This window comes from Acinetobacter sp. 1566109, assembly GCF_000582255.1.
Classification (GTDB): Bacteria; Pseudomonadota; Gammaproteobacteria; order Pseudomonadales; family Moraxellaceae; genus Acinetobacter; species Acinetobacter nosocomialis.
In genome coordinates this window covers 1-24,832 of the sequence record NZ_JEYB01000051.1, presented here as the reverse complement: position 1 = coordinate 24,832, position 24,832 = coordinate 1, and the positions used below count along the sequence as shown (strand labels likewise).

Here is a 24,832-nt window from a genome sequence, read left to right as displayed (position 1 = left end):
AGGTTTTAACTTACAGACGTACTTTTTTAACATTCTTAAATACAAGGTCAACGAGTTTCTGGGCTACAGGAGCACAAATCAATACACTTGGGAAAGCCAGTATCCATGCAATAATCCAAGCTGATACCCATAATGAAACGAAGTGATGATTGAGTCCTACTACTTTAAAAGTTGAAATACCTGAAACGATAAAAGACATCATTCCCGATAAAATTAAGAGGAATAAAAGTTTCTGTGCTTTCATGGTTTTATATTCCTTGATAAGCACTTAAGGTCAATGCAAAATTTTCTCCAAATTGTTGAGCAGTTTTAATATCTCCTTCCTCAAACCTATCGGCATTACTGCCGTGTTCAGCCTGAGCCATTAAGCCTGACCATGAACCAAGACGGTTGGCTGCTTGAGCATAAGGAATACCTTGGTGCTGCTCAGGCATAATCGGATTGCCGACCCAGAGCATGCCGTGTTGCATACAAAAGGTAAAAATCGAAATTAGTGTCGATTGTTTATCACCAGCGGGAAGAGAGGAAACGGTAAATCCAGCTGCTAATTTTCCTTTAAAATTCTGCTTTTTCCATAATGGCCCTGTTGCATCCATGAGTTGTTTTAATTTGGAAGATACGCCACCTAAATAAGTAGGAGATCCCCAAATTAAGCCATCATATTGATTAAGAATTTCTGGGCTCTCGATAAGATCTTCAGCATTAAGTAAATCTACTTCAATATCTTGATGGCTTAAAATACCAGTTTGAATTTGCTGAGCAATAAATTGGGTATGTCCTTGGCGACTATAGTAAATAATGGCAACAGTTTTCATGGATAATTTCCTCTTTATCTAAATTTGAAATATTTTTGCAGTGAGATATAAACCACAGCCAAAAAAGCTATGATTCAGTAAACTTTTTAGACAGTTCAGAAAAGGGTGCGGGGTTTTTGACGAAGCAAAACCACTACCCATGGCCGGTTGCATAATAAAAAAGGGAATTAGAACAGTGACTACACCAAAGATTAGTGCTGAGTAAAACTGAGGATGAATGAGCCAATCTGAGCCGACAATGACAAGAAAGCTCAATGCAAAAATAATCCCGACACTATAATGAGCAATCCAGCCCAATAAATATTCACCCTTAATTTGAGGGCTTTGAGCGATAGATTGATGGATGAGTTTTCCTTGAAATATCCAACCTACCCAGCGTCCAAGAAAGGAAAAATTTAAAGTCGGGATCTTAAATATTTTTAGTATTAACAGCCATATATCCATAATAACTGTTGCACCAACACCAAGACATAAAGCTTGAAAGAATAATGTGGAGGTATTCATTTTTACACCTTCCTTTTATACGTATGAAACGTGATAAATTTATTGTGCAAGTTCAAGTTCACTTGAAGTCAAGAGGATGTTATGGATATTGGTGAAGTTTCTCAGAAGGCAAAAGTCACAACAGCTACGCTACGTTTTTATGAAGAGAAGGGGTTAATTAAGTCAATTGGGCGGCAAGGTTTACGTCGGCAGTATGGTAAGCAGGTGCTTGATCAACTGGCACTTATTGCTTTAGGACGTGCTGCCGGATTTTCTTTAAATGAGATCGCTACTATGTTTGGACAAGATGGTCGGCCTGATCTTGACCGTCAAAAACTAAAAGATAAAGCTGAACAGCTAGAGCAAATGGCAAAGCGATTACATTTTATTAGTCAAGGATTACAACATGCAGCTGTCTGTCCAGCCGAAAATCATATGGAATGCCCAACCTTTCAGAATTTTTTGAAAGCAGCAATTGCTGGAGAATATCAGCCAACAAAACTTTAATTTTTTTGATGAAGTTATTTAGTTTGTAACTGTATTGAATAGCTGGGTTTGTCATATATTCGCCATAAAGATTTCATCTTTTTGAAGTAAAAACTTCATATAAGCTTGATTAAATTTGCTTAATTTTTTACCAAATGTATAAAATCATGAGCAAAAAAACTTTAGTCGCATTATTATGCTGTGCCAGTTTAGGATTGACGGCATGTAATGATGATAACGATCAAGAACAAACTTCACCTGCAGAAAACGTTACCGAACCAACTTTAATTTCTTTTGCCAAATTGCCTGTAGAAACCTATGCTGCTGGCCCAGACTCTGGTGCATATGTAAAAGGTGCAAATGGAATTTATCCGCCATTTAAAGGCCAGCCTGTACAAGGTTTTTCGGCTGCATTAAAAAATGAAGATGGTAGCTATATGGCAATGGCCGATAATGGTTTTGGTACCCAAGATAATTCTTCTGACTTTTTGCTTCGTATTTATAAATTAAAACCTGATTTTAAAACTAAAGCCAAAGGTACAGGGCAAGTTACTGTACAAAGCTTTATTCAATTGCGTGATCCAAACAAGTTAATTCCTTTTAATATCGTGAATGGTAACACGCCTGAGCGTTTATTAACGGGTGCTGATTTTGACCCAGAGTCAATGCAACGTACTAGCGATGGCACTTATTGGATTGGGGATGAGTTTGGCCCTTATTTACTTCATTTTTCAGCGGATGGTGTGTTATTAGATGCCCCAATTCCTTTACCAAATCCGTTAAATCCGACTCAAGAATTACGTTCACCACAAAATCAGTTTAATAAAGCACAAATTAATTTTGTAGAACCTCTAGTTCAGCAAAGTGGTGGTTTTGAAGGTATGGCAATTTCACCAGATGGGCAGTATCTTTACCCTCTTATAGAAAAGCCAATTAAATCAATTCGGGAAACGGAAAGACAATTACTGATTTCTCAATTCGATATTAAGAAAAAAGCCTATACAGGAAAATATTATTGGTTCCAGCTAGATAGTAAGGCAACCAACATTGGAGATTTCCAACTCTTTAATGATAAAGAAGGCATTATTATTGAGCGTGATGCAACTCAGAATAATTTAGGCGGATATAAAAAATTAATTCGTATTAAATTGAATGAGTCAGGCCAGCTAGTAAGCCGTGAAGATTTAGTCGATTTAATTAAAATTGCTAACCCGAATATGTTGTATGGCACAGCTAGAGCGGGGGATATTGGTACGGGACAGGTGTTTGCTTTCCCGTTTGAAACCATTGAAGATGTGATTATTGAAAATGGTACAACGCTCACGGTACTAAATGACAATAACTTCCCTGGTTCAACAGGACGCAACGCAAAACTGGCTGATGATAACGAGATTATTCAAATTCGTTTACCAAAAGCTTTGTTCTAATACCTATAAATAAATTATGTTAAGACTACGGCGGATTTTATTCCGTCGTATTTATTCTGAGAATAAAAATATTGGATAAACTTTAATCAAATTAATTTCTATATTATTGTTTCCGTATGTTTTATAAACAAGGAAAATGAATGAAATTCATGTTAAAATGATCGGCTTTCATCTTTAGATGTCTCTCCTTCATCTGCTAGCCGAGATTCGCAAGCCATGTCTACCGCTTATACCATGCAAACTGCGCCAAAAGCGCTGTTTGATTACGACAAATATTGGGCGTCGTGTTTTGAACCAGCGCCATTTTTGCCGATGTCACGAGAAGAAATGGACCAACTCGGCTGGGATGCGTGTGACTTTATTTTAGTCTGTGGTGATGCTTATATTGACCACCCATCATTTGTGTCGGGTGTGATTGGGCGTGTACTTGAAGCACAAGGTTTCCGCGTCGGAATTATTGCGCAGCCCGACTGGACCAACGTTGAAAGCTTCCGCGTTTTAGGTAAGCCAACGATTGCTTGGGGTGTAACCGCAGGTAATATGGATTCGATGATTAACCGTTATACGGCAGATCGTAAAATCCGTTCGGATGATGCTTATTCTCCAAACAATGAACCAAATAAACGTCCTGACCGTGCTGCAACAGTATATTGCCAACGTTGTCGTGAAGCATTCCCAGATGTACCTGTACTATTAGGTGGTATTGAGGGTAGTTTACGTCGTATTGCGCACTATGATTATTGGTCAGACAAAGTCCGTCGTTCAATTTTAATGGACTCAAAAGCCGATATGCTTATGTATGGTAATGGTGAACGTGCCATTATTGATGTGATGCACCGTTTGGCTAAAGGTGAAAAAATCCACGAGATTACAGATGTTCGTGGGACAGCATTTATTATTAATAAAAATAACAGAGCATCTAAAGCAAAATTTGTTGAAATTGCCAGTAATGACGTAGATACGATTGGGCGTGTTGATCCAATTATTAACCCTTATGTCATGACTGAAGATATTGATGGCTGTGAGGTTGAGAAAGAAAAAGGTAACTCTTTAGCTCAATATCAAAATTTCCAAAAAGAGATTGTTGCAAATCCGATTGTACGTGAAGGCGATAAACTAGATGACGACACTCAAATTGTTCAACTAAAGCCTGCGCAATCAAAAGCAATTAAACACAAATTACCACCACGAGAGTTAGCGGTCATTCGTTTACCTTCTTTTGAAGAAGTGGCAAATGATCAAGTGCTTTATGCGCATGCAAACCGTATTTTGCACCTTGAAACTAATCCCGGTAATGCCCGTGCATTGGTGCAACGCCATGGTGAACGTGATGTCTGGATTAACCCACCTCCAATTCCTCTAACGACTGAGGAAATGGATTATGTATTTGATTTACCTTATGCACGGTTGCCACATCCTACTTATGGTGATGCTCGTTTTCCTGCATTTGATATGATCAAATTCTCGGTCAACATTATGCGTGGCTGTTTTGGTGGTTGTACGTTCTGTTCAATTACAGAACATGAAGGTCGTATTATTCAAAACCGTTCGGAAGATTCAATCTTACGTGAGATTGAAAAAATCCGTGATACAGCACCAAACTTCACAGGTATTATTTCAGACTTAGGTGGCCCAACGGCAAACATGTACCGTTTGCACTGTAAAGACCCAGAAATTGAGAAGAACTGTCGTAAACCTTCTTGTGTTTATCCGGGCGTTTGTCAAAACTTGCATACCGATCATGCGCCATTAGTGCAGCTTTACCGTAAAGCGCGCGAAATTAAAGGTGTGAAGAAGATTCTGATTGGTTCAGGTTTACGTTATGACCTTGCAGTATTGAACCCTGAATATGTCAAAGAGCTGGTGCAACACCACGTGGGTGGTTATTTAAAAATTGCTCCTGAACATACTGAGCAAGGCCCGCTATCTAAGATGATGAAACCGGGTATTGGTACGTATGATCGTTTTAAACAAATGTTTGATCGTTTCAGTAAAGAAGCAGGAAAAGAGCAATATCTAATTCCTTACTTTATTGCTGCGCATCCGGGTACTTCAGATTATGACATGATGCACCTTGCTATTTGGTTGAAAAAGAATGGTTTCCGTGCCGATCAGGTACAGACTTTCTATCCTTCACCAATGGCAACTGCAACAACGATGTATTATTCGGGTAAAAACCCGCTTGCTAAAGTCGCTCGCTATACTGAAAAAGTTGATATTGTAAAAGGTGAAAAACGTCGTCGTTTGCATAAAGCATTCTTACGTTACCATGATCCAAATAACTGGCCATTACTTCGTGAAGCCTTAAAAGAAATGGGCCGTGCCGATTTAATTGGTAATTCAAAGCAGCATTTAATTCCGACTTATCAGCCAAAAGGTACTGAAGGGGAATATAAATCTGCCCGTAAGAAAAATTCGTCTACAGCAGGGGACTCAGTTAAACGAAATAACCAGCAAACGAATAATCATTCAAATCACAAGCGTCCACAAAAAGGTCAGGTACTTACCCAACATACGGGTTTACCTCCTCGTGAAACAGGTGAGAAGAGACCATTTGGTGGCAAAAGTAAACCAAAATCCAAAGCTCGTGGATAATGATAAAAAAGGCTCTTAAACAGAGCCTTTTTTATTTTTGAAGAGGGGATTTAAATCGTATAGTGAGATTTTTGAGAATTTTTAACCTAAAAAATGTAATGAAAAATGATAAATTCTAAAAATCTGACGAACTGCACTTGATTGTTGCTGACTCTATGATTATAAATAATGTGAGGGTGGCTAAATTTAAGCCAAGCTTGATAACTACAAGTGAAATTACTAAGTGAACCTTTTAAAAAAACGGCTATGTCGTTATCAATTAAAACAAAGCGTGATCTAGCAAAATCATTATAAAAAACTTAAAGGATTGGACCCATGTACTATTTAATTACGATCTTATTACTCTTTTTGACTGTCGTGATGGCAGTGAAAAGTCTCTCAAGAAAGCACCAACAAGACAGTGCTTTAAAGCGTCGCGCCGTGTTAAGTAGTCATGAACAAATGACACTAACCCGCTTACAAACAGTATTGCCTAAATTTACTGTATTAGCTCATGTTTCATTTGATGCCTTATTAACGACTAAATATGCTCATACTCGCTGCAAATATCAGAATATGACGGCTGACTTTGTTGTACTTGATCAAAATTATCAGGTTTTTGTGGTGGTTATGCTTGAGGAAAATGGGCTACGTCGAGCACATCAGCAATATGAGCGCCGTTTATTACAACTTGCAGGGTATCGTGTACTTCGTTATAGCAGTGTGCCTGATTATCATGACTTAAGAAGAGATTTATTAACTCCTGAATCGGAGATGGCAACTTTACCTGCCACACCTCAGTTAGAGAGAATTTCAAATGCTTTCGTGAAGTCTTAAAAGTTATAACTAGATGTTATAGCAATTTAATTTTAGGGCTCATTAAAGAAGATTTGAATAAAATGCTGAAATTAAAATTTCTAAAAACATAAAAAACTGAGCACTATCTTAATCAATATTGCTCAGTTTTTTTATTAATTAAAATCAAAGAGAATTAAGGAAGTACTGCAACGACAGTCATTTCTACCAGTACATCAGGTGCATAAAGTTTAGACTCCACACAAGTACGAGCAGGCGGATGCTCTTTGCTAATCCATGCATCCCATACAGCATTCATAGCCGCATAATCCGTTTCAATATCTTTTAGAAAAATCATGACAGAAAGAATATGACTCTTGTCCGTACCAGCTTCAGCAAGTAAGCGATCAATATTGTCTAAAGTTTGTTGGGTCTGCGCTGTAATGTCCACGCTGGTATCATCAGCGAGCTGTCCTGCTAAATGAACCAAATTACCCGAAATCGCCACTTCACAATATCTTGAAGTCACGTGTAAGCGTTTTACCGTCATAAAAATGCTCTAAAGTTTCTTTATGGAATAGTTCGATTTTATGAAGAGTTAGTAGGCAGGTGCAAGCAAGTGCAAAAGAATTTGGGTAGATTATTGTTGTGATTTATAAGGATGGGCAAGCTCCATGTATTTTAAGTGCCCTGTAATATTCGGATTTGGTCGTCGCGCCAATCACAGGACGATATGCCAAAAATAAAGGTTGTTTTTGACATGTTGCAAATACATGGGTAATGAATATGCGCTGATTAGATTACTTCAAACTTTGAGCAAAAGGGAATAGATTTTGTTTAAAAGTTGTTCTTTTGTATAAAAAAACAACACTTACCATAATGACAACTGAAAGTCGTCAGCTTTGGTCTGTAATTGATAAACTCCAATACCAATCAGCCGAAATTGGAAGTTTTCGGGAATATGCATCTCATTTAAAAGTAAGAATAAAACTTGAATCAGGTCTTGTTGAGAATGAATTGGGTTCTTAAAACTTTTACTGTGTTGCAAAGTCTGGAAATTCTTAAGTTTGAGCTTAATATTTACACCACGAGCATTAAGTTGCTTTTTCTCTAAACTTTGCCAGACTTTTTCGGCTAGGCCATGCCAGTAGGGTTGGCACTGGGCTAAAGTAAAGTCACTATCAAATGTGGTTTCTTTTGAAATTTGCTGACGAGCACGTTCAGCTTGAACAGGGCGGTTGTCGATGCCTTGGGCATATAAATAAAGCTGTTGCCCATATTTACCAAAGTGGTGAACTAAAAGAGCTTCTTCAATTTTTTGTAAGTCACCCAGCGTATGTAACTCAAGCTGTTGGAGTTTTTCTTGGGTAACTTTACCGACCCCCGGAATTTTTTTTAAGGGCAAGTCTTGAATGAAACTGGCCACCTGTGAGGGCTTTATCACAAACAGGCCATTCGGTTTATTCCAGTCAGATGCGACTTTTGCCAAGAATTTATTGGGTGCTACACCAGCCGAGGCAGTCAGTCCTGTTAGCCTAAAAATATCTTCCCGAATATGCATGGCCACTTCGGTTGCACTCGCGATTTGTTTTAAATTTTCAGTAACATCGAGGTAGGCTTCATCTAAAGATAAAGGTTCAATAAGAGTGGTGTATTGTTGAAAGATACTATGAATTTGAGCCGAGATAGCACGATATTTTTCAAAATTAGGTTCAATAATAACAACGTGAGGACATAGTTTTCTTGCTTGGCTCATAGACATAGCAGAGCGTAAACCAAACTCACGAGCAGGATAAGAAGCTGCCGCAATAACAGCGCGCGGATGATGTGAAGATATAACGACGGGCAGATGCTTTAGATCAGGACGTTCTCGCAATTCGACCGATGCATAAAAGGCATCCATATCGATATGAATGATTTTGCGCATATTATTGTGCTTTCACGATGCCTTGCTGCTGTAAAAATTGGTGCCATTCTTTGACTGAACCCTCATAAACATTTAAGTCTACTGGCTTGGTCATACCTTCAATTTTACCTTGATTACTATGTTGCCAAAAGAGCCATTTTCTTTTGTCTTTAAGCTCAGGTTTTCCTTCGTAATCTCTGACCCACAGAGGTGTATTAGGGAAACTACCTATTAATACAATGTGGTAAAAAGTTTTGGAAATATAAAAGATAGGCTGTTTACCATAATGCTGTTTTAAGCGGTCATGCATGATGCCTATTTCTTTAAGTAGTTGTTCTTTAGTGTGCGCATTAATACAGTTGCCGTCATATTCCAAATCAATAACAGGGGGAAGGGCATCGGTCTTGTTGGGCACAGTGGCAATAAAATTTTCAGCTTGTGTTTTACCATCACGGCATAAACGATAAAAATGATAAGCCCCGACATGAAATCCATGTTCGCGTGCTTTTAGCCAGTTTTCTTGAAATTTTGGGTCTTTATAATCACCGCCTTCAGTTGCTTTTAAATAAACAAATTGGAATTTTTTTTGGGATATTTTTTTCCAGTTGATATCGTCTTGATGATGAGAAATATCAAAGCCTTGAACAGGGTAATCTTGAGCGATTGCTTTTTGTTGGTAGAACAGACCGAAGTAAGTTAGAACCCCCATAACACAAGCTAAAACAATCCCAATTAGGGTATTGTAGCGTGGTGCAGAAAAGGTTTTTGCCAGCTTGGTCATGCAAAACTCAGTATTGATATGAAGCCCACATCATAGCGTGATTTAAGAAATATAAACCATGCTAAAAATGCAACTGCTTACACAGGTGTATTTTTTGGAATTTGCCAAAAGATAAGCGCAGTAATGACATTAATACAACCTAAACAAATAAGGGTGACATGGAACGCTGTTGTTACATGGGCTGTACCATAGTAATTGGTAAATACATTGATGAGTGTACCTGCTAGCGCAACACCAATACTCATTGAAAGCATCATAATCATTGATAAGAAACTATTCCCACTACTCGCATCTTGCTGAGGCAAATCTTTTAAGGTGAGCGTATTCATTCCTACAAATTGTAATGAGTTTAATGTACCAAATAAGAAGAAGTGTAAAGCTCTAAACCAAGTTGGGGTGTCGACAGTCATAATTGCAAAAGACGCAATACATAGTCCCACTAAAGTTGTGTTAATTAACAGAAAACGACGATAACCCAGTTTCTGAATGATCGGTCTAACAATCGGCTTGGAGAAAAGCGAGCCTAACACTAGCGGAATCATCATTAATCCCGCAATGAATGGCTCAAAACCAAAAGCGACCTGTAGCATGAGTGGTAAAACAAAAGGTAGGGCATTACCACCAAAGCGGGCGAAGAAATTACCTAAAATACCAATCGCATAAATTTTATTTCTAAAGAGACGGCTACGGAATAATGCATTTTGATGTGTATGTGAATGATAGGCATACCAAAGCGTTGCGATTACTCCCACCACTAACAGTGAAATACTGAACCATTTGGAGTATTCAGGCGAGGCAATATGTTCAATACCTAAAGACCAGCCAATCATTGCAACGACTAAGAGCACAAAACCAATAAGATCAAAGGATTTTACTGTAGGTTCTTTTACATTTGGCATGACTTTTAATGTCATTAATATACCGAGTATACCCATTGGAATATTAATAAGAAAAATCCAGTGCCATGTTGCAACTTCAACGAGCCAGCCTCCGAGTGTGGGACCTGCCAAAGGACCAAGTAAACCTGCCAGACTCATAAGGCTCATGGCAGCTAGGAACTGAGTTCGGGGAATAATTTTTAAAAGTGATAAACGACCAACGGGGAGTAATAATGCCCCCCCAACGCCCTGAATGACACGGAAAAATAGAAGTTCATTAAGGCTTTGAGAAAGACCACAACCTAAAGATGCAAGCGTAAAAATAACAATTGCTGATAAAAACGTATTTCTAACACCAAAGCGGTCGGCTAACCATCCACTTAAAGGAATACAGGCCGCCACAGATAAAACATAAGCTACCACCACGCTATGCATACGTAATGGATCTTCATTTAAATGATGTGCCATTGCAGGAATAGCTGTATTTACAATTGTTGTATCTAATGCCTGCATAAAAAAGCCAATGGAAACCAAAAGAACCAATAGGCGATATTCAGGTTGCAAAGCTTGATGAGTCGGCGTGGCATTCATAACATTTGAAAATTAACGTTTTCGCTTAGTGTAAAACAAATTGAAAGTAAAAAGAGTAAGGCAATGTTGAGTACCCCTTTACTAAATCTAATTGCTTTTGAAGGCAATCGTGAAAATAGTTAAAACAAAAAAAGCGGAAGAACCGCTTTTTTATTGAGATAGGAGAGTTTACACAACAAATCTTTTTGGCATTTTTAAATTTTTAATGACGTTATAAATTTGATCGATTTCTTCACATACAATTAATTTAGCTCGATGCTGAAGAGGGAGGAAGCCTTCTTGTACAGCATGGTCTAACTGAGCAATTAATGCATTATAAAAACCATTTACGTTATATAAAATCATGGGTTTTTGATGCTGATTGAGTTGACCCCACGTCGCAATTTCCAAAATTTCTTCGAATGTTCCCAAACCACCAGGTAGTGCGATAAAAGCACTCGCACGCTCTGCCATCATGGCTTTACGTTCATGCATGGTTTCGACCACATGCAGTTCGGTCAATCCTGCATGAGCCACTTCATAATCAAGCATAAATTCAGGAATGACACCTACAGCTTCTCCACCATGCGCAAGTACGCTTTCTGCAACTTGTCCCATTAGACCAATGCTGGCACCGCCGTAGACCAAACCAAAACCTTGTTCAGCAATTCCGCTGGCTAACTCAATTGCCTTTTCGCGATAAATCGGGTTATTTCCTGCTCGTGAGCCACAATATAATGCAATAAGAGGTTGTGTTGTTTTTACAGATGTTATTGGTGAATCATTTACTGCCATTGTTAATACGCTATTCATTGCTTTATTTTCACCTTATCACGTTCATATTTCTTGTCTACACTAAGCAAAAAATATGACAACTTTATAAGCAGTTTTATAGGAAAGATTCATGTTTTGTATGGGTTTGGTGAATACATATAATGATCAAATAAAAATGATGAATTTATGTTAAATCTTGCCTATACTGAAAATTCGTTTAACAACATATGAACAAATATGGGTAGTGGTTGTAGTCGCTCCGTTTTAATTTCTTGTCCTAAAAAAACATTATTCCCCCTTTGTCTAGGCACGCCTGTTGCGTTGTCCAATAAAGATAAAATCCACCCAGCACAGGAGCAGGATCAATGATCTTTGAATGGATGTCTGATCCGTCTGCTTGGGTAGGCTTAGCTACATTAATTGTTCTTGAAATCGTACTAGGGATCGATAACCTCGTCTTTATTGCTATTTTGGCTGAAAAGTTACCGCCAGAACAACGTACTAAGGCACGTATAGTGGGTTTAATACTCGCTTTGGGAATGCGTCTTATTCTGTTAGCTTCAATTGCTTGGGTTGTGACACTCACCCAACCACTTTTCCATATTTTTGACCATCCATTCTCTGGCCGTGATTTGATCTTGTTATTCGGTGGTGTGTTCTTGTTATTTAAAGGCACCATGGAATTGCATGAGCGCATGGAAGGTAAACAGCTTCATAAAGAAGATAATCCAGTTCATGCTGCGTTCTGGATGGTGATTGTCCAGATTGTAGTGCTTGATGCCGTATTCTCACTAGACAGCGTAATTACTGCTGTAGGTATGGTCAAAGAGCTTTCAATCATGATGGTTGCTGTTGTGATTGCTGTGGGTATTATGCTGTGGGCTTCAAGACCACTCATGGACTTCGTAAATAAGCACCCAACAGTCGTTATTCTGTGTCTTGGCTTTTTAATGATGATTGGTTTCTCGTTGGTGGTGGAAGGTTTTGGTTTCCATATTCCGAAGGGTTACTTATATGCTGCGATTGGTTTCTCGATTTTAGTTGAAATGATCAACCAAACCATGCGCCGCAATCAAGAAAAGCTAGTGACGACTACAGATTTACGTTATCGCACAGCTTCTGCGGTTTTACGTATGTTAGGCAGTAAAAATAGCGGTTCTACTTCAGATGCCCAAACGGCTGATAAAGAAGATGTATTGGCTACTCAAGCTTTTGCCGATGAAGTCTTTGATGAAGAAAATGGTGCTTACCATAGTGTGCTTGTACAAGGCGTACTTGGGTTATCTGAACGCCCAGTAAAGTCGGTGATGACTCCACGACCTGAGCTTGAATGGATTGACTTAGATGATGAACCAGAAGTTTTGAAAGAACGCTTAATGTCGATGACACATTCACGTTTAATTGTTGCTCGTGGTGAACTTGATAATATTGAAGGTATCGCGCTTACGCATAAAGTTCTAAATGGCTTCATTGAAACAGGCATTGTTGATTTTCAAAAGTACTTACGTGAGCCAGTCATTGTGCATGAAAATGCTCAAGTGCTTATGGTGATGGAACAATTACGTCAGGCTCCTTTGCAAATGGCGATTGTTCTAAATGAATATGGTTCAATTGAAGGTATTGCGACACCAATTGATATTTTAGAAGCAATTGCGGGTGAGTTCCCTGATGAAGATGAACTAGATGCAGCAGCTGAAAGCTTAGAAGATGGTTCGTTAATACTTGAAGGTTCAACCGATATTCGCCATGTATCGCTTTTACTCGGTCGTGATTTGGTAGATGAAAGTGAACAGTACTCTACTTTATCGGGTTATTTGTTATTCCATTTAGGTCGCTTACCTGAAAATGGTGAAACTGTTGAAGCGGATGGTTATCGCTTTGAAGTTGTAACCATGGAAGGCCACAAGATCGAGAAAGTTCATATTGTTTCTATCGAACAAGATGAAACGAAAGATTAAATTGCGTTCCAAATTTAGAAACATCATAAAATAGCTCAACTTTGAGCTATTTTTTATTTGAGAAGTATCGAATGACCCAACAATCTTGTCCATGTGGAAAAGGTAGCTATTCAGAATGTTGTGAGCCTTTACATTTAGGCACAGCAAAAGCACTCACCGCAGAGCAGCTTATGCGTTCACGCTATAGCGCATTTGCATTGCAGCAAATCGATTATATTGTTCAAACGACGGCTTTAGGTCAGCAAGCTGTTCTTGATAAAGAGGCGATTGCCGAATGGAGCAAACAGAATCAATGGCTCGGTTTAGAAGTCATACAGGCCAAAGAAAAATTAGACAAGACTCATGCACAGGTCGAGTTTAAGGCTCATTATCACGATGGAAAAAGTGCTCAAATCCATCATGAAGTTTCACATTTTGTATATCACCAGCAGCAATGGTTTTTCCTTGATCCAACGGTCGATATGCAGGTCACCATGAAACAACCGTGTATCTGTGGTTCAGGAAAAAAATTTAAGCAATGCTGTGCACAATTCCTATAACTTTATCTTAAAATACGCCCACCGTTTGGCCTGAAGGAAAGGGCAATGTTACTCACCGTTATTTATATTATTGCGATTACTGCCGAAGCCATGACTGGTGCATTGTCTGCTGGGCGACGGAGTATGGACTGGTTCGGTGTTGTACTGATTGCCTGTGTGACGGCCTTGGGTGGTGGTTCTGTACGTGATGTACTACTTGGGCACTATCCTTTAACGTGGGTAAAGCATCCTGAATATTTAGTTTTAACGTGTTGTGCTGCTTTTGTTACCATCATTATTGCCAAGTGGATGCGCCATTTACATAACATTTTCTTGGTACTTGATGCTTTAGGTTTGATTGGATTTACCATTATTGGTTGCCAGATTGCCTTACAAATGGGACATGGCTTTGTCGTGTCGGCTGTAGCAGGCGTTTTAACGGGAGTTTCAGGTGGTATTTTACGTGACATCTTATGTAACGATGTCCCGTTTGTTTTCCGCCGTGAGCTGTATGCAAGTATTTCTTTTGTTGCTGTTATTTGCTATTGGGTCTGTCTAGATTTAGGTTTAAGTCTAGAACTTACTGTTATTTCAACCTTGGTATTTGGTTTTACGCTTCGTTTAATTGCCATTTATTTTGGTTTGGAAATGCCTAAATTTATTTATAAAGATGATGATGCAGAGTCGGCTTCTTCAACCGACGAACATTAATCATGCAGAACTTCATGTGGGCATGATATAACAATTCTATATATGGTCTTGTCCACTTATTCTTTCCAGTAGAGTTGTTCCTATGGATCTGGTTTCACGTATACAAAATCTTCCAATTGGCAAATTTCACTACACACTTTTATGGGTAGTGGGTTTAGGTTGGATGTTTGATGCGATGGATACCGGTATTATCGCTTTTATTATGACGACCCTTGTTAACGACTGGTCATTAACACCAGTTGAAAGTGGCTGGATTGTCAGTATTGGCTTTGTGGGAATGGCCATAGGAGCAGTTTGTTCTGGTGCCTTGGCAGATCGTTTTGGCCGAAAAACTGTATTTGCGATGACTATGGCCATCTATAGTATTGCGACTGCGTTATGTGCTTTTGCTCCAGATCTGAAGTGGCTATTAATTTTTCGTTTTATTGTGGGACTAGGGCTAGGTGGACAGTTACCTGTAGCAGTTACATTGGTCAGTGAATATGTTCCTGCTCATGTTCGTGGACGGTTTATTGTTCTGCTTGAAAGCTTTTGGGGATTAGGCTGGCTAGTCGCAGCACTTATTTCTTATTTTATTATTCCTAAATTTGGCTGGCATATTGCCTTTCTTGTGGGAGGTCTTCCACTTATTTATATTTTAGTGATTTGGAAAAAAGTCCCTGAGTCGATACCGTATCTAATTAACCGTGGTCGTATTGAAGAAGCGCATGCACTTGTACAAAAACTAGAAGCTAAAGCAGGCGTGCAAATTGTTCATCATATTGAAGTCGTGCCTGTGGCGATGCGACAAAAAGTTTCATTTAAACAGCTCTGGAGTGGCCAATTTGCTCGCAGAAGTCTAATGCTCTGGCTGATCTGGTTTGGAATTGTGTATTCATATTACGGTATCTTCACGTGGTTACCGAGTTTATTGGTGAAACAAGGTTACGACATTGTCAAATCATTTGAATATGTATTGCTTATGATTTTGGCGCAGTTACCGGGTTACTTGGCGGCCGCGTGGTTTGTTGAACGATTAGGCCGAAAAATTACACTCGCGGCATTTATCGGTTTTTGTGCCTTGTCAGCATATTTCTTTGGACAAGCTGATAGTGTAAATAGCATTATGTTTTGGGGCTGTCTCATGTCATTCTTTAATTTGGGGGCATGGGGAGTGTTATATACCTACACACCAGAACAATATCCAGCCAACATTCGGGCCTTTGGTTCGGGTTGGGCATCGGCAATGGGGCGTATCGGTGGAATTGTTGCGCCAATGGTCGTGACACATATGATGGTTGCTAAAAACGGGTTTAATCATGTTTTTATGATGTTCACTATTGTTTTACTTGCTGTGGCCTTAGTTATTTTGGTATTAGGTGAAGAGACTCAAGGTAAAAGGTTAGAGTCGATCGGGCTATAGTTTTTGCCTAACTTTATAGCAAGTAACTAAAAATATAGAGAGATAAGACACAATTTGACGCTCAGGTGACAGAGTCCCTCTTGTGTCTGTAACATAGCCCACTTAGCATAATACACACTTAAAATAACGACTGATTTGGAAGATAAGCTGACTATGACCAGCCTTGCGCATCATGCAACAGAAAACCGCTCTGTAGCCGAATTTACTGAGCAGGCTTACTTGAATTATGCCATGTACGTCATTATGGACCGTGCATTGCCGCATATCAGTGATGGCTTAAAGCCTGTACAGCGCCGTATTGTCTATGCTATGAGCGAACTAGGCTTAAAAAATAGTGGTAAGCCTAAAAAATCAGCGCGTACAGTGGGTGATGTACTGGGTAAATACCATCCACATGGTGACTCGGCTTGTTATGAAGCCATGGTCTTAATGGCCCAGCCATTTAGTTACCGCTATCCTTTAATTGAAGGTCAGGGGAACTGGGGTTCACCAGATGATCCTAAGTCTTTTGCTGCGATGCGTTATACCGAAGCCAAACTCTCGGCTTATAGTGAATTGTTGCTGAGCGAATTAGGTCAGGGCACTAGCGAATGGCAAGATAACTTTGATGGTTCGTTAAAAGAACCGATCACTTTACCTGCACGTGTACCTAATATTCTTCTCAATGGTACAACTGGTATTGCTGTGGGTATGGCCACCGATATTCCACCGCATAATTTGCGTGAAGTGGTAAAAGGAACGATTGCCTTAATCCGTAATCCACAAACCTCAGATGAAAAATTAGCTGAATATATTCCGGCTCCAGACTTACCAACCAAAGCTGAAATTATTACTCCGCCAGAAGAGTTACTTAAAATCCAGACGACTGGTCGTGGTAGCTACCGCATGAGAGCGGTTTATTCTGTTGAAAAGCATGAAATTGTGATTACTGAGCTGCCATATCAAGTATCTGGTTCTAAGGTGATTACTCAAATTGCTGACCAGATACAGGCTAAAAAGCTGCCATTGGTCGTTGATGTGCGTGATGAGTCGGATCATGAAAACCCGACACGACTCGTGATTGTGCTGCGTTCTAACCGTATTGATGCGGAAGCAGTGATGAGTCACTTATTTGCGACCACCGATTTAGAATCAAGCTATCGTGTCAATTTAAATATGATTGGCGAAGATGGCCGCCCTCAAGTTAAATCGATTCGCCGTATTTTACTGGAATGGATTGAGATCCGTAAAAAAACGGTCACTCGTCGTTTGCAGTATCATTTAAACCGTATTGAAAAGCGTCTGCATATTTTGGCAGGTCTTTTAATTGCTTATCTCGATATTGATACAGTCATTCGTATTATTCGTGAAGAAGATCAGCCTAAACCAGTGTTGATGGAACACTTCAATATTGATGAGATACAGGCCGAAGCAATTTTAGAGCTTAAATTACGTCATTTGGCAAAACTTGAAGAGATGGAAATCCGTCATGAACAAGATGAGCTTTCGGCGAAAGCTGCCATTATTCGTGAACAACTCGAAAATCCTGAATCTCTAAAAAATCTGATTATTGGTGAACTAAAAGAAGATGCGAAAAAGTTCGGTGATGAGCGCCGTTCTCCAATTGTCGCACGTGCTGAAGCGGTTCAAATTAAAGAACAGGATTTAATGCCAGCCGAAACGGTAACAGTTGTGTTGTCTGAAGCTGGCTGGGTCCGTGCGGCAAAAGGTGCAGATGTTGATGCTGAAAATCTGAACTACCGCGCAGGGGACCAATATTTAAGTCATGCTGTCGGTAAAACCAATCAGCGAGTTTATTTCCTTGATGAAACAGGGCGTAGTTATGCCTTACCGATTAGTAATTTACCTTCAGCCAGAGGCTTGGGGGATCCATTAAGTTCTAAGCTTTCTCCAGCAAGTGGTGTATCGTTTATTCAGGTTTATTTAGATGATGATGAGTCTGAATTGATTGCTGCAAGTTCCGCAGGTTACGGTTTTAAAACTCAAACTAAGCAATTAGATACCACTGCGAAAGCCGGTAAGACATTTTTAACGGTACCAGAGAAGTCAAAAGCTCTACCACTCATTTCTGCCCAAAATATGACGCATTTGGCTGTACTGAGCTCAGCAGGGCGTTTGTTAATTTTAGATTTGGCCGAGCTGCCAAATTTAAATAAAGGTAAAGGTAATAAGTTGATACAACTTGAAGCCAAAGAGCAAATTTTATCCATGACAACCCTGAACTTAGATGAAATAATTCAGGTGGTTGCAGGTCAACAACATCTCAAATTAAAAGGTGATGATCTACAAAAATACATGGGTAAACGTGCTTCGAAAGGTCAGCTCTTACCACGTGGATATCAAAAAGCAAATAAACTGTTGATTCAGAGATAAAGCTAGCGTCTGGCAACATAAATACGCTATATATGGCAACAAGTTCAAGCAGTGAACTGAACTTGTTGGTATGGAATAATGATTAAAAGGGCAGCAATTTGGAGTACATAATTTGTACTCCATGCAAAAAATTTGGCAGGGTCAAATTGTCAAAACTTCTGTCTCATAATCTTGTTCGAAAGTGTCATGAATGTGCCAATAAGTTTTAAATATGTTCTGGCACCAAGAAGCTAAAGAATAGCTGGGGCATTGAATAACAGTTATTACTAAGGATTACGAATCGGAGATAATGGCATTATGGAAAAGATTTGGTTTGCAGAATACCAAAAGACAGGGATTCCAGAAACAGTAGCATTGCCTGCAGAAAATACCTCACTTGTTGATATTTTTGAGCGTAATTTCCAAAAATTTGGTTCTCGTGATGCCTTTATCTTTATGGATAAAGCCATGTCATTTAACGAGTTGGAACTTGCAAGCCGTAAGTTCGCGACCTATTTGCAAAATTTGGGGTTAGCAAAAGGTACGCGTGTTGCAGTAATGATGCCAAACGTATTGCAGTACCCTGTAGTGGCATTGGCAGTCTTCCGTGCTGGCTTGATTTTAGTGAATGTTAACCCGCTATACACAGCACGTGAGCTTGAACATCAGTTAAATGACTCAGGTGCTGAAGTTCTCGTCATTATTGAAAACTTTGCGAGTGTTTATCAAAGTATTTTAGGTAAAACTCCAGTCAAGCATGTTGTAGTTGCTTCTGTTGGAGACATGTTGGGTACACTAAAAGGTACTTTAGTGAACTTTGTTTTACGTAAAGTGCGTAAACAAATTCCAGCTTGGAATATTCCTGGCCATGTTAAATTTAATAGCGCATTAAATAAAGAAAACCCAAGCAATTATAAACGCCCGACTTTAACTTTAAGTGATACTGCTGTGCTTCAATATACGGGTGGTACAACAGGCGTTTCAAAAGGTGCTGAGCTGACGCATCGTAATTTGGTTGCTAACCTTTTACAGTGTGACGGTATTTTCCAAAGTAAATTTGGTGCAAATGATGGTGCTAAAGGTGATCGTATCGTTTGTGCATTACCTCTTTATCATATTTTTGCATTCATGGTTTGTGCGATGTACGGCATGTACAAAGGACAGGCAAATATCCTGATTCCGAACCCGCGTGATTTACCAGCCGTGATTAAGGAATTACGTAAATACCAACCTTCTTTCTTCCCAGCAGTAAATACATTGTTTAATGCCTTGGTAAATAATGAAGAGTTCAAACAACTTGACCATAGCAATTTAAAAATGGCAATGGGCGGTGGTATGGCAGTTTTACCTTCTACAGCAGAAGCTTGGAAGAAAATTACTGGCACTACCATTATTGAAGGTTACGGTTTATCAGAAACTTCTCCGGTAGCGACTGCAAACCCTCCAGCTTCTACTGAATTTAGCGGCACCATTGGTATTCCATTACCTTTAACAGAAGTTGCTATTTTAGATGATGACGGTAAAGAATTACCTTTAGGTGAACAAGGTGAAATCTCCATCCGTGGTCCTCAAGTGATGAAAGGTTATTGGAACCGTCCAGATGAGACTGCTAAAGTGATGACAGCTGACGGCTTCTTCCGTACAGGTGACATTGGTGTAATGGACAGCCGTGGATATACAAAAATTGTAGACCGTAAAAAAGATATGATTTTGGTTTCAGGCTTTAACGTTTATCCAAGTGAAATTGAAGAAGTTATTGCTAAACATCCAAAAGTGTTGGAAGTTGCTGCAATTGGTGTTCCAGATGAAAAATCAGGTGAAGTACCAAAACTCTTTATTGTGAAAAAAGATCCAAGCTTGACCACAGAAGAAATTTTGAACTTTGCTAAAGAAAACTTAACAGGCTACAAACGCCCTCGTTATGTTGAGTTTATGGATGAATTACCAAAATCAAATGTAGGTAAAATTTTACGTAAAGATCTACGTAAACCTGCTTAATCGTTAGTGATTAAAAAAAGCGCCGTAGGGCGCTTTTTTATTTAGTGGCTTTTCATAAACCAGCGATCTACATAAGGACGGCCGATTCCAACCATACCCACAAAAACAATCATTGTGCCGAGTTGTAGGCGTAAGTGAGACAAGTCAAGTTGGCCATAACTAAGGTAATTATCTATCAGACAATACACGGTAATTACAATGAGCCAATGCCATAAAGGAAGTCTTTTGACACCCACTGCAATAAAAGTGATTGTCAAAATGACAAAGGTACCCAGTGTCGATTGCCAATTGAAATTCGCGCAAATCACACTCAGTAAAAAAGCGACAATGGGTAATACAATTTTGAAGATAAGATCTACCTGAAGCTGGTTCTTCTTTTGCTTTTCTAAGACCTCGAGCAATTCTTTTTGATCAGGTTGTTGCATACATAGCCCTATAAATCAGTGATGACATGCGATTGCATAAAATTTCAGGTAAAAACGATGAGTTATGATAGCATGATCAACAGTATTTTCAGTGATGGATGGCACTATGCACGGCATCAGCAGCATTATCTATATTATTTTAGTGGCATGTTTGCTGCCATACGCATTTACCGTAATTGCAAAATTTAAGGGTGGTTTTCAGCCCTCTGATAATCAGAACCCAAGAGATTTTCTTGCTAATACAAAGGGGATCGCTGCTCGGGCAAATGCAGTACAACAAAACAGTTTTGAAAGTTTACCTTTATTTTTAACAGCTATTCTGATGGCTGAATATATGGTGGTGCCTGAGTACTTTATTTTGAGACTGGGCTGGGCATATATTATTTTGCGCGTGATTTATGGCATTTGTTACTTGAGTAATTGGGCAACTTTACGCTCGATTGTCTGGTTTTTATCATTGTTATGCCCAATATTCTTGTTGATCGTGACAATTAAGTTGACTTGAGTGTCATTCTGTCACCATTCATATCAACTTTCGCGTGTGCGCATTGTATAATCGGCATCATTTTGATGATATCCACGTTATAATCGAGTGGATTTTACATCTGACTTCATAACGAAAGAGTATTGATATGAGTTACAGCAATATCCCAGCAGGTAAAGATGCACCAAATGACATCTATGTCATCATTGAAATTCCTGCAAATGCAGCGCCAATTAAATATGAAATTGACAAAGATTCTGATGCATTGTTTGTAGACCGTTTCATGGGCACAGCAATGTTCTATCCAGCAAACTATGGTTATGTACCAAATACTTTGTCTGAAGATGGCGACCCATTAGACGTACTTGTTGTAACTCCGCATCCTGTTGCTGCTGGCTCTGTAATTCGTTGCCGTCCAGTGGGTAAATTAAACATGGAAGATGACGGTGGTATCGACGCGAAATTAATCGCTGTTCCACATGAGAAATTATCTCCACTTTACAAAGACGTGAAGGAATATACAGATCTTCCTCCATTGTTGATTAGCCAAGTTGAGCATTTCTTCAGCCACTATAAAGATTTAGAACCAGGCAAATGGGTAAAAATCAGCGGTTGGGAAGGTGCGGACGTTGCTAAAGCTGAAGTATTGAAAGCAATCGAAGCTGCTAAAAAATAAGTTCTGATTTTATGAGTCTAGTGTGTCTCAATTGATATTCTAGACTCAATAAAAAACCTACCTGTGTTACCAGAGGTAGGTTTTTTTATGCTTGATAGATCTATGAATTAGAATAATTTCACAGGGATATCAAGGAAGATACGCCATTCGTTTGTATCACCGATGTACGCATTAGATTGGTAAGCATCGCTCGCACGGTAGTAAGAGTTACGAATACGAAGACTTGCATCTTTAGCAAAACCACTTTGAACTGTGTATTTTACTTGGTTAAAGAATTCACGTTCTTGAGCATCGTCAGTTACATTACGAACTTTGATGTCCCAGCCGTATACAAATGCAGTTGTCCAGTTCAAACCAGGTAATACACCTAATTTACCGAAATCAACGTTGTATTGGATTTGTGCAGATTTCTCGTGGTTACCGATGAAATCAGACATATAAGAGTTTGGTAAATAAATACTTTGGAAACCATCAGCATTTTGACCATAGTCATAACCAACATTACCAGTGTTTTGTTGGTAAGCAAGCATCACACTATGTGGACCAGTAGCATAAGTTCCTGAAACTGCCCAAATGTTGTTGGTCTTTTCTTCACCAGCTACACCAGTGTTACCATAATTTGGTGCTACAGCTCCAGTCGCTGAATAAGTATGTGCATTTGCATCAAACTTAGTATGGTAGCCACTAAAGTCATAAGTTAATGAGCTGTCATTTGTTAAAGGCTGTTTAAAGTTCACATTAGCGTAATGACGTTCAAGTGCATTTTTGCTGTCTAAGCCATAGTAAGATGCATTTAAGTTGTCATTAAACTTATATTTACCGCCCCAAACGATTGCACGATCAAGACCTCTGCCAGACGCATCGGCATCGGTATTAATTTGATCAGACATTTGGTCTTTAGTGAATTTACCAGCTACTAATTCAAGATTCTTGATTTCATGGCTTTTTAATAAAGTACCTGTAAAATATTCAGGAACCATACGGCCAGTGTTACTTGCTAAAACTGGTAAATCGAGTACTTGAGTACCATAACGTACAGTCGTATTTGAGAAACGAGCTTTAACGCTACCGCCACCACGGCCCCAATGATCGTAAGCTGAACCATCGTTGTGCTTAGGAATCATTTGGTTACCGGCATTATTATTTTCACCGATTTTAAATGAACCGTCACCAACAACGCCTACACCGAAACCAACAATACCAGGGGTAAAGCCAGATTCAAGATTTACAATTGCCGATTGAGCAAATGAACTAGTATCTTTCGCGCCTTGTTTTTTGTCGCGAGTTAGATAACCTGTACGGAAGAGAATAGAACCGTTCGCATCTTCAACAAATCCTTTTGCCTCACTTTGCTCGCTTGCCTGAGCTGAGGAAATTATTGCCGCAGAAATGAGAACTGCTAATGTAAGTTTTTGTGCATTTAGCATATTTAAAGAACCTCATAAAAACGATAAATCCTGTGCCTTGTTATAGTTCAGGGCCTAGGATTTCCATCAATTGTATAAGTAATCTATAAAAAAGATATATTTTTGTTGATTTTATTTTATATATGCTATGCAGAAATTGATTAATGTGCTACCGGTTATTTAGTAAATTTACTCATAGCCTTTTGTACTTAATGTATTGTTTAAAATAAAAAAAGTAATTTATTTTTTAGTTGATTTTTACCATTTATTTTATAGTCAAACTTCAAAAAATACGTGATTCTTGTGTTCATTTTTTATCCTTTTTTGCTGGATATGTTTACTTTTTAACCTTGCTTTGAGTTGATTTTTTCAACGATTTATTTTAAGCCTACTTATAAATTGTTACTGTATAACATTATTTTTAGAAGTACTGTATATATGAACCGATTGTTATAATAAGCCAATAGAATTTAATTGAACTGATCAAATCTAGTGCGATATTTTGCATAAATTCTGTGCAGTACTTTTTTTATTTATATTGGTGCCTAAAAAAGACCCAAAATAGTTCATCGACTTTAACTCAGAAATAAATACAGAAATGAAGTAAGCAAAAATGCTCAATCACAGATCATTTCATCTACCGCCTTCAATAATTTACATACTTTTTATATCTCAACTTTAGATCTAAATAGAAAATTTACGCGTATCAAAGGAATACTTCTTACCTCGGTTACTAATTTCCGATAAGGGGTTTTTTCTATGTTGAGTATTTTTAGATTTGTAATAAATCTATTTTATATATTTGTTTTTTATAAATATATTTCTATGAGCGTTAGGCGATATTTTCATTTTAAAAAGAATTTGATTTCAAAACTTATGCAGCCCAGCGATACGAAATATGGACTTGGCACAGCAATTGCTAAAGCTTAAGTAACAAAATTTGTTTAATTCAATTAAATCGTGCGTTCATTGTGGGGGAGATCAAAATGATGAAATTTGCACTTAAAGCAGTAGCAGTCGGCGTACTCACAGCAGGTTCAACCATGGTTATGGCTGAAAGTGCTCCATCTTTCTATGGAATCACGACAACAGGTAGCGTAGCAGCAACCACAGATTATCGTTTCCGTGGTGTTACACAATCTTCAAATAACCCTGCCATTCAAGGTGGTTTTACTTTTTCTCATAAATCAGGTGCTTATTTATCACTTTGGGGTTCAAGTGTTGATTTTGGTGTAACAGGTAACTCAACTGAAACAGATGTCGCTTTGGGTTATACCAATACGTTAAAGTTATCCGATAAGCTTGCGCCAACTTATGATGTAGGTGTGATCCATTATGGTTACATTGGTTCGGGCCATAGTTTTGACCGTAACGGTATTGGTTACGATGGCAAAAATGGATTAGATTTTAATG

23 protein-coding genes are annotated in these 24,832 nt (G+C 38.7%); 13 read left to right on the top strand and 10 right to left on the bottom strand.

Annotation, left to right across the window (positions count from 1 at the left end):
• Positions 1–10 precede the first annotated feature (10 nt).
• The 3 genes from J582_RS20515 to J582_RS20505 are packed head-to-tail and all read right to left on the bottom strand — an operon-like array spanning position 11 to position 1,319.
• The gene (locus tag J582_RS20515) at positions 11–244 is read right to left on the bottom strand and encodes a DUF2798 domain-containing protein (protein WP_031982202.1); all 234 of its coding nucleotides are present in this window, start codon (positions 242–244) and stop codon (positions 11–13) included.
• Between the two features lie 4 nt (positions 245–248).
• A complete protein-coding gene (locus J582_RS20510; protein ID WP_031982200.1) occupies positions 249–815 on the bottom strand; it encodes a flavodoxin family protein in 567 nt (188 codons plus the stop codon).
• Between the two features lie 18 nt (positions 816–833).
• Positions 834–1,319 (bottom strand): DUF2938 domain-containing protein, encoded by a 486-nt coding sequence (locus tag J582_RS20505; RefSeq protein WP_031982199.1) that lies wholly within the window; start codon positions 1,317–1,319, stop codon positions 834–836.
• Between the two features lie 81 nt (positions 1,320–1,400).
• Between J582_RS20505 and J582_RS20500 the strand changes: the two genes are divergently transcribed.
• The 4 genes from J582_RS20500 to J582_RS20485 all read left to right on the top strand — a co-directional run bounded on the left by J582_RS20500 (position 1,401) and on the right by J582_RS20485 (position 6,622).
• Positions 1,401–1,805 carry a helix-turn-helix domain-containing protein gene (locus tag J582_RS20500; protein ID WP_031982198.1) on the top strand — a complete coding sequence of 135 codons (405 nt, stop codon included), beginning with the start codon at positions 1,401–1,403 and terminating at the stop codon, positions 1,803–1,805.
• A gap of 146 nt (positions 1,806–1,951) precedes the next feature.
• Positions 1,952–3,211, top strand: a complete 1,260-nt coding sequence (locus J582_RS20495; protein WP_009505540.1) for an esterase-like activity of phytase family protein — start codon at positions 1,952–1,954, stop codon at positions 3,209–3,211.
• A 216-nt stretch (positions 3,212–3,427) separates the two neighbouring features.
• Positions 3,428–5,806 (top strand): YgiQ family radical SAM protein, encoded by a 2,379-nt coding sequence (locus J582_RS20490; protein WP_004711003.1) that lies wholly within the window; start codon positions 3,428–3,430, stop codon positions 5,804–5,806.
• A 315-nt stretch (positions 5,807–6,121) separates the two neighbouring features.
• Complete coding sequence (locus tag J582_RS20485) at positions 6,122–6,622, top strand: DUF2726 domain-containing protein (RefSeq protein ID WP_032048486.1); 501 nt, start codon at positions 6,122–6,124, stop codon at positions 6,620–6,622.
• 154 nt (positions 6,623–6,776) lie between these two features.
• Here the strand turns inward: J582_RS20485 and J582_RS20480 are convergent, their stop codons facing one another.
• The 5 genes from J582_RS20480 to J582_RS20460 all read right to left on the bottom strand — a co-directional run bounded on the left by J582_RS20480 (position 6,777) and on the right by J582_RS20460 (position 11,528).
• Positions 6,777–7,130 (bottom strand): RidA family protein, encoded by a 354-nt coding sequence (locus J582_RS20480; RefSeq protein ID WP_004711002.1) that lies wholly within the window; start codon positions 7,128–7,130, stop codon positions 6,777–6,779.
• 321 nt (positions 7,131–7,451) lie between these two features.
• Positions 7,452–8,507 carry a DNA polymerase IV gene (dinB, locus tag J582_RS20475; protein ID WP_031982196.1) on the bottom strand — a complete coding sequence of 352 codons (1,056 nt, stop codon included), beginning with the start codon at positions 8,505–8,507 and terminating at the stop codon, positions 7,452–7,454.
• A 1-nt stretch (position 8,508) separates the two neighbouring features.
• The gene (locus J582_RS20470; protein WP_004883694.1) at positions 8,509–9,267 is read right to left on the bottom strand and encodes a GH25 family lysozyme; all 759 of its coding nucleotides are present in this window, start codon (positions 9,265–9,267) and stop codon (positions 8,509–8,511) included.
• 77 nt (positions 9,268–9,344) lie between these two features.
• Entirely contained in the window at positions 9,345–10,736 is a 1,392-nt protein-coding gene (gene mdtD, locus J582_RS20465; RefSeq protein WP_006581192.1) for a multidrug transporter subunit MdtD, read from the bottom strand.
• A 168-nt stretch (positions 10,737–10,904) separates the two neighbouring features.
• Positions 10,905–11,528: a TIGR00730 family Rossman fold protein gene (locus tag J582_RS20460; protein WP_001089658.1), complete on the bottom strand. Its 624-nt coding sequence runs from the start codon at positions 11,526–11,528 to the stop codon at positions 10,905–10,907.
• 326 nt (positions 11,529–11,854) lie between these two features.
• On the opposite strand from J582_RS20460, the gene J582_RS20455 reads away from it, so the two are divergent.
• The 6 genes from J582_RS20455 to J582_RS20430 all read left to right on the top strand — a co-directional run bounded on the left by J582_RS20455 (position 11,855) and on the right by J582_RS20430 (position 20,428).
• A complete protein-coding gene (locus tag J582_RS20455) occupies positions 11,855–13,447 on the top strand; it encodes a TerC family protein (protein WP_031982193.1) in 1,593 nt (530 codons plus the stop codon).
• Between the two features lie 71 nt (positions 13,448–13,518).
• On the top strand, positions 13,519–13,986 hold the full coding sequence (locus J582_RS20450) for a YchJ family protein (RefSeq protein WP_031982192.1): 468 nt from the start codon (positions 13,519–13,521) through the stop codon (positions 13,984–13,986).
• A 45-nt stretch (positions 13,987–14,031) separates the two neighbouring features.
• A complete protein-coding gene (locus tag J582_RS20445; RefSeq protein WP_002048969.1) occupies positions 14,032–14,676 on the top strand; it encodes a trimeric intracellular cation channel family protein in 645 nt (214 codons plus the stop codon).
• 82 nt (positions 14,677–14,758) lie between these two features.
• The gene (locus J582_RS20440) at positions 14,759–16,078 is read left to right on the top strand and encodes an MFS transporter (RefSeq protein WP_032048484.1); all 1,320 of its coding nucleotides are present in this window, start codon (positions 14,759–14,761) and stop codon (positions 16,076–16,078) included.
• A gap of 153 nt (positions 16,079–16,231) precedes the next feature.
• Positions 16,232–18,451 (top strand): DNA topoisomerase IV subunit A, encoded by a 2,220-nt coding sequence (parC, locus tag J582_RS20435; protein ID WP_032048483.1) that lies wholly within the window; start codon positions 16,232–16,234, stop codon positions 18,449–18,451.
• 297 nt (positions 18,452–18,748) lie between these two features.
• Positions 18,749–20,428 carry a long-chain-fatty-acid--CoA ligase gene (locus J582_RS20430; RefSeq protein WP_002048927.1) on the top strand — a complete coding sequence of 560 codons (1,680 nt, stop codon included), beginning with the start codon at positions 18,749–18,751 and terminating at the stop codon, positions 20,426–20,428.
• Between the two features lie 41 nt (positions 20,429–20,469).
• On the opposite strand, the gene J582_RS20425 is transcribed toward J582_RS20430, so the two are convergent.
• Positions 20,470–20,853 (bottom strand): hypothetical protein, encoded by a 384-nt coding sequence (locus J582_RS20425; protein WP_004883685.1) that lies wholly within the window; start codon positions 20,851–20,853, stop codon positions 20,470–20,472.
• Between the two features lie 106 nt (positions 20,854–20,959).
• Between J582_RS20425 and J582_RS20420 the strand changes: the two genes are divergently transcribed.
• Together J582_RS20420 and ppa are read left to right on the top strand one after the other, a co-directional pair.
• Positions 20,960–21,358, top strand: a complete 399-nt coding sequence (locus J582_RS20420) for an MAPEG family protein (protein ID WP_002048944.1) — start codon at positions 20,960–20,962, stop codon at positions 21,356–21,358.
• 127 nt (positions 21,359–21,485) lie between these two features.
• Positions 21,486–22,013 carry an inorganic diphosphatase gene (gene ppa, locus J582_RS20415; RefSeq protein ID WP_002048945.1) on the top strand — a complete coding sequence of 176 codons (528 nt, stop codon included), beginning with the start codon at positions 21,486–21,488 and terminating at the stop codon, positions 22,011–22,013.
• Between the two features lie 107 nt (positions 22,014–22,120).
• Here ppa and J582_RS20410 read toward each other — a convergent pair whose 3' ends face one another.
• A complete protein-coding gene (locus tag J582_RS20410; RefSeq protein ID WP_031982187.1) occupies positions 22,121–23,440 on the bottom strand; it encodes an OprD family outer membrane porin in 1,320 nt (439 codons plus the stop codon).
• A 965-nt stretch (positions 23,441–24,405) separates the two neighbouring features.
• Between J582_RS20410 and J582_RS20405 the strand changes: the two genes are divergently transcribed.
• The coding region (locus J582_RS20405) for a TorF family putative porin (protein WP_032048482.1) at positions 24,406–24,832 on the top strand (427 nt) is incomplete at its 3' end.

Excerpts from the sequence above, each read along its gene's own strand:
- J582_RS20515 (WP_031982202.1), bottom strand. The coding sequence starts at position 244 with ATGAAAGCACAGAAACTTTTATTCCTCTTAATTTTATCGGGAATGATG.
- J582_RS20510 (WP_031982200.1), bottom strand. The coding sequence starts at position 815 with ATGAAAACTGTTGCCATTATTTACTATAGTCGCCAAGGACATACCCAA.
- J582_RS20505 (WP_031982199.1), bottom strand. The coding sequence starts at position 1,319 with ATGAATACCTCCACATTATTCTTTCAAGCTTTATGTCTTGGTGTTGGT.
- J582_RS20500 (WP_031982198.1), top strand. The coding sequence starts at position 1,401 with ATGGATATTGGTGAAGTTTCTCAGAAGGCAAAAGTCACAACAGCTACG.
- J582_RS20495 (WP_009505540.1), top strand. The coding sequence starts at position 1,952 with ATGAGCAAAAAAACTTTAGTCGCATTATTATGCTGTGCCAGTTTAGGA.
- J582_RS20490 (WP_004711003.1), top strand. The coding sequence starts at position 3,428 with ATGTCTACCGCTTATACCATGCAAACTGCGCCAAAAGCGCTGTTTGAT.
- J582_RS20485 (WP_032048486.1), top strand. The coding sequence starts at position 6,122 with ATGTACTATTTAATTACGATCTTATTACTCTTTTTGACTGTCGTGATG.
- J582_RS20480 (WP_004711002.1), bottom strand. The coding sequence starts at position 7,130 with ATGACGGTAAAACGCTTACACGTGACTTCAAGATATTGTGAAGTGGCG.
- dinB (WP_031982196.1), bottom strand. The coding sequence starts at position 8,507 with ATGCGCAAAATCATTCATATCGATATGGATGCCTTTTATGCATCGGTC.
- J582_RS20470 (WP_004883694.1), bottom strand. The coding sequence starts at position 9,267 with ATGACCAAGCTGGCAAAAACCTTTTCTGCACCACGCTACAATACCCTA.
- mdtD (WP_006581192.1), bottom strand. The coding sequence starts at position 10,736 with ATGAATGCCACGCCGACTCATCAAGCTTTGCAACCTGAATATCGCCTA.
- J582_RS20460 (WP_001089658.1), bottom strand. The coding sequence starts at position 11,528 with ATGAATAGCGTATTAACAATGGCAGTAAATGATTCACCAATAACATCT.
- J582_RS20455 (WP_031982193.1), top strand. The coding sequence starts at position 11,855 with ATGATCTTTGAATGGATGTCTGATCCGTCTGCTTGGGTAGGCTTAGCT.
- J582_RS20450 (WP_031982192.1), top strand. The coding sequence starts at position 13,519 with ATGACCCAACAATCTTGTCCATGTGGAAAAGGTAGCTATTCAGAATGT.
- J582_RS20445 (WP_002048969.1), top strand. The coding sequence starts at position 14,032 with ATGTTACTCACCGTTATTTATATTATTGCGATTACTGCCGAAGCCATG.
- J582_RS20440 (WP_032048484.1), top strand. The coding sequence starts at position 14,759 with ATGGATCTGGTTTCACGTATACAAAATCTTCCAATTGGCAAATTTCAC.
- parC (WP_032048483.1), top strand. The coding sequence starts at position 16,232 with ATGACCAGCCTTGCGCATCATGCAACAGAAAACCGCTCTGTAGCCGAA.
- J582_RS20430 (WP_002048927.1), top strand. The coding sequence starts at position 18,749 with ATGGAAAAGATTTGGTTTGCAGAATACCAAAAGACAGGGATTCCAGAA.
- J582_RS20425 (WP_004883685.1), bottom strand. The coding sequence starts at position 20,853 with ATGCAACAACCTGATCAAAAAGAATTGCTCGAGGTCTTAGAAAAGCAA.
- J582_RS20420 (WP_002048944.1), top strand. The coding sequence starts at position 20,960 with ATGCACGGCATCAGCAGCATTATCTATATTATTTTAGTGGCATGTTTG.
- ppa (WP_002048945.1), top strand. The coding sequence starts at position 21,486 with ATGAGTTACAGCAATATCCCAGCAGGTAAAGATGCACCAAATGACATC.
- J582_RS20410 (WP_031982187.1), bottom strand. The coding sequence starts at position 23,440 with ATGCTAAATGCACAAAAACTTACATTAGCAGTTCTCATTTCTGCGGCA.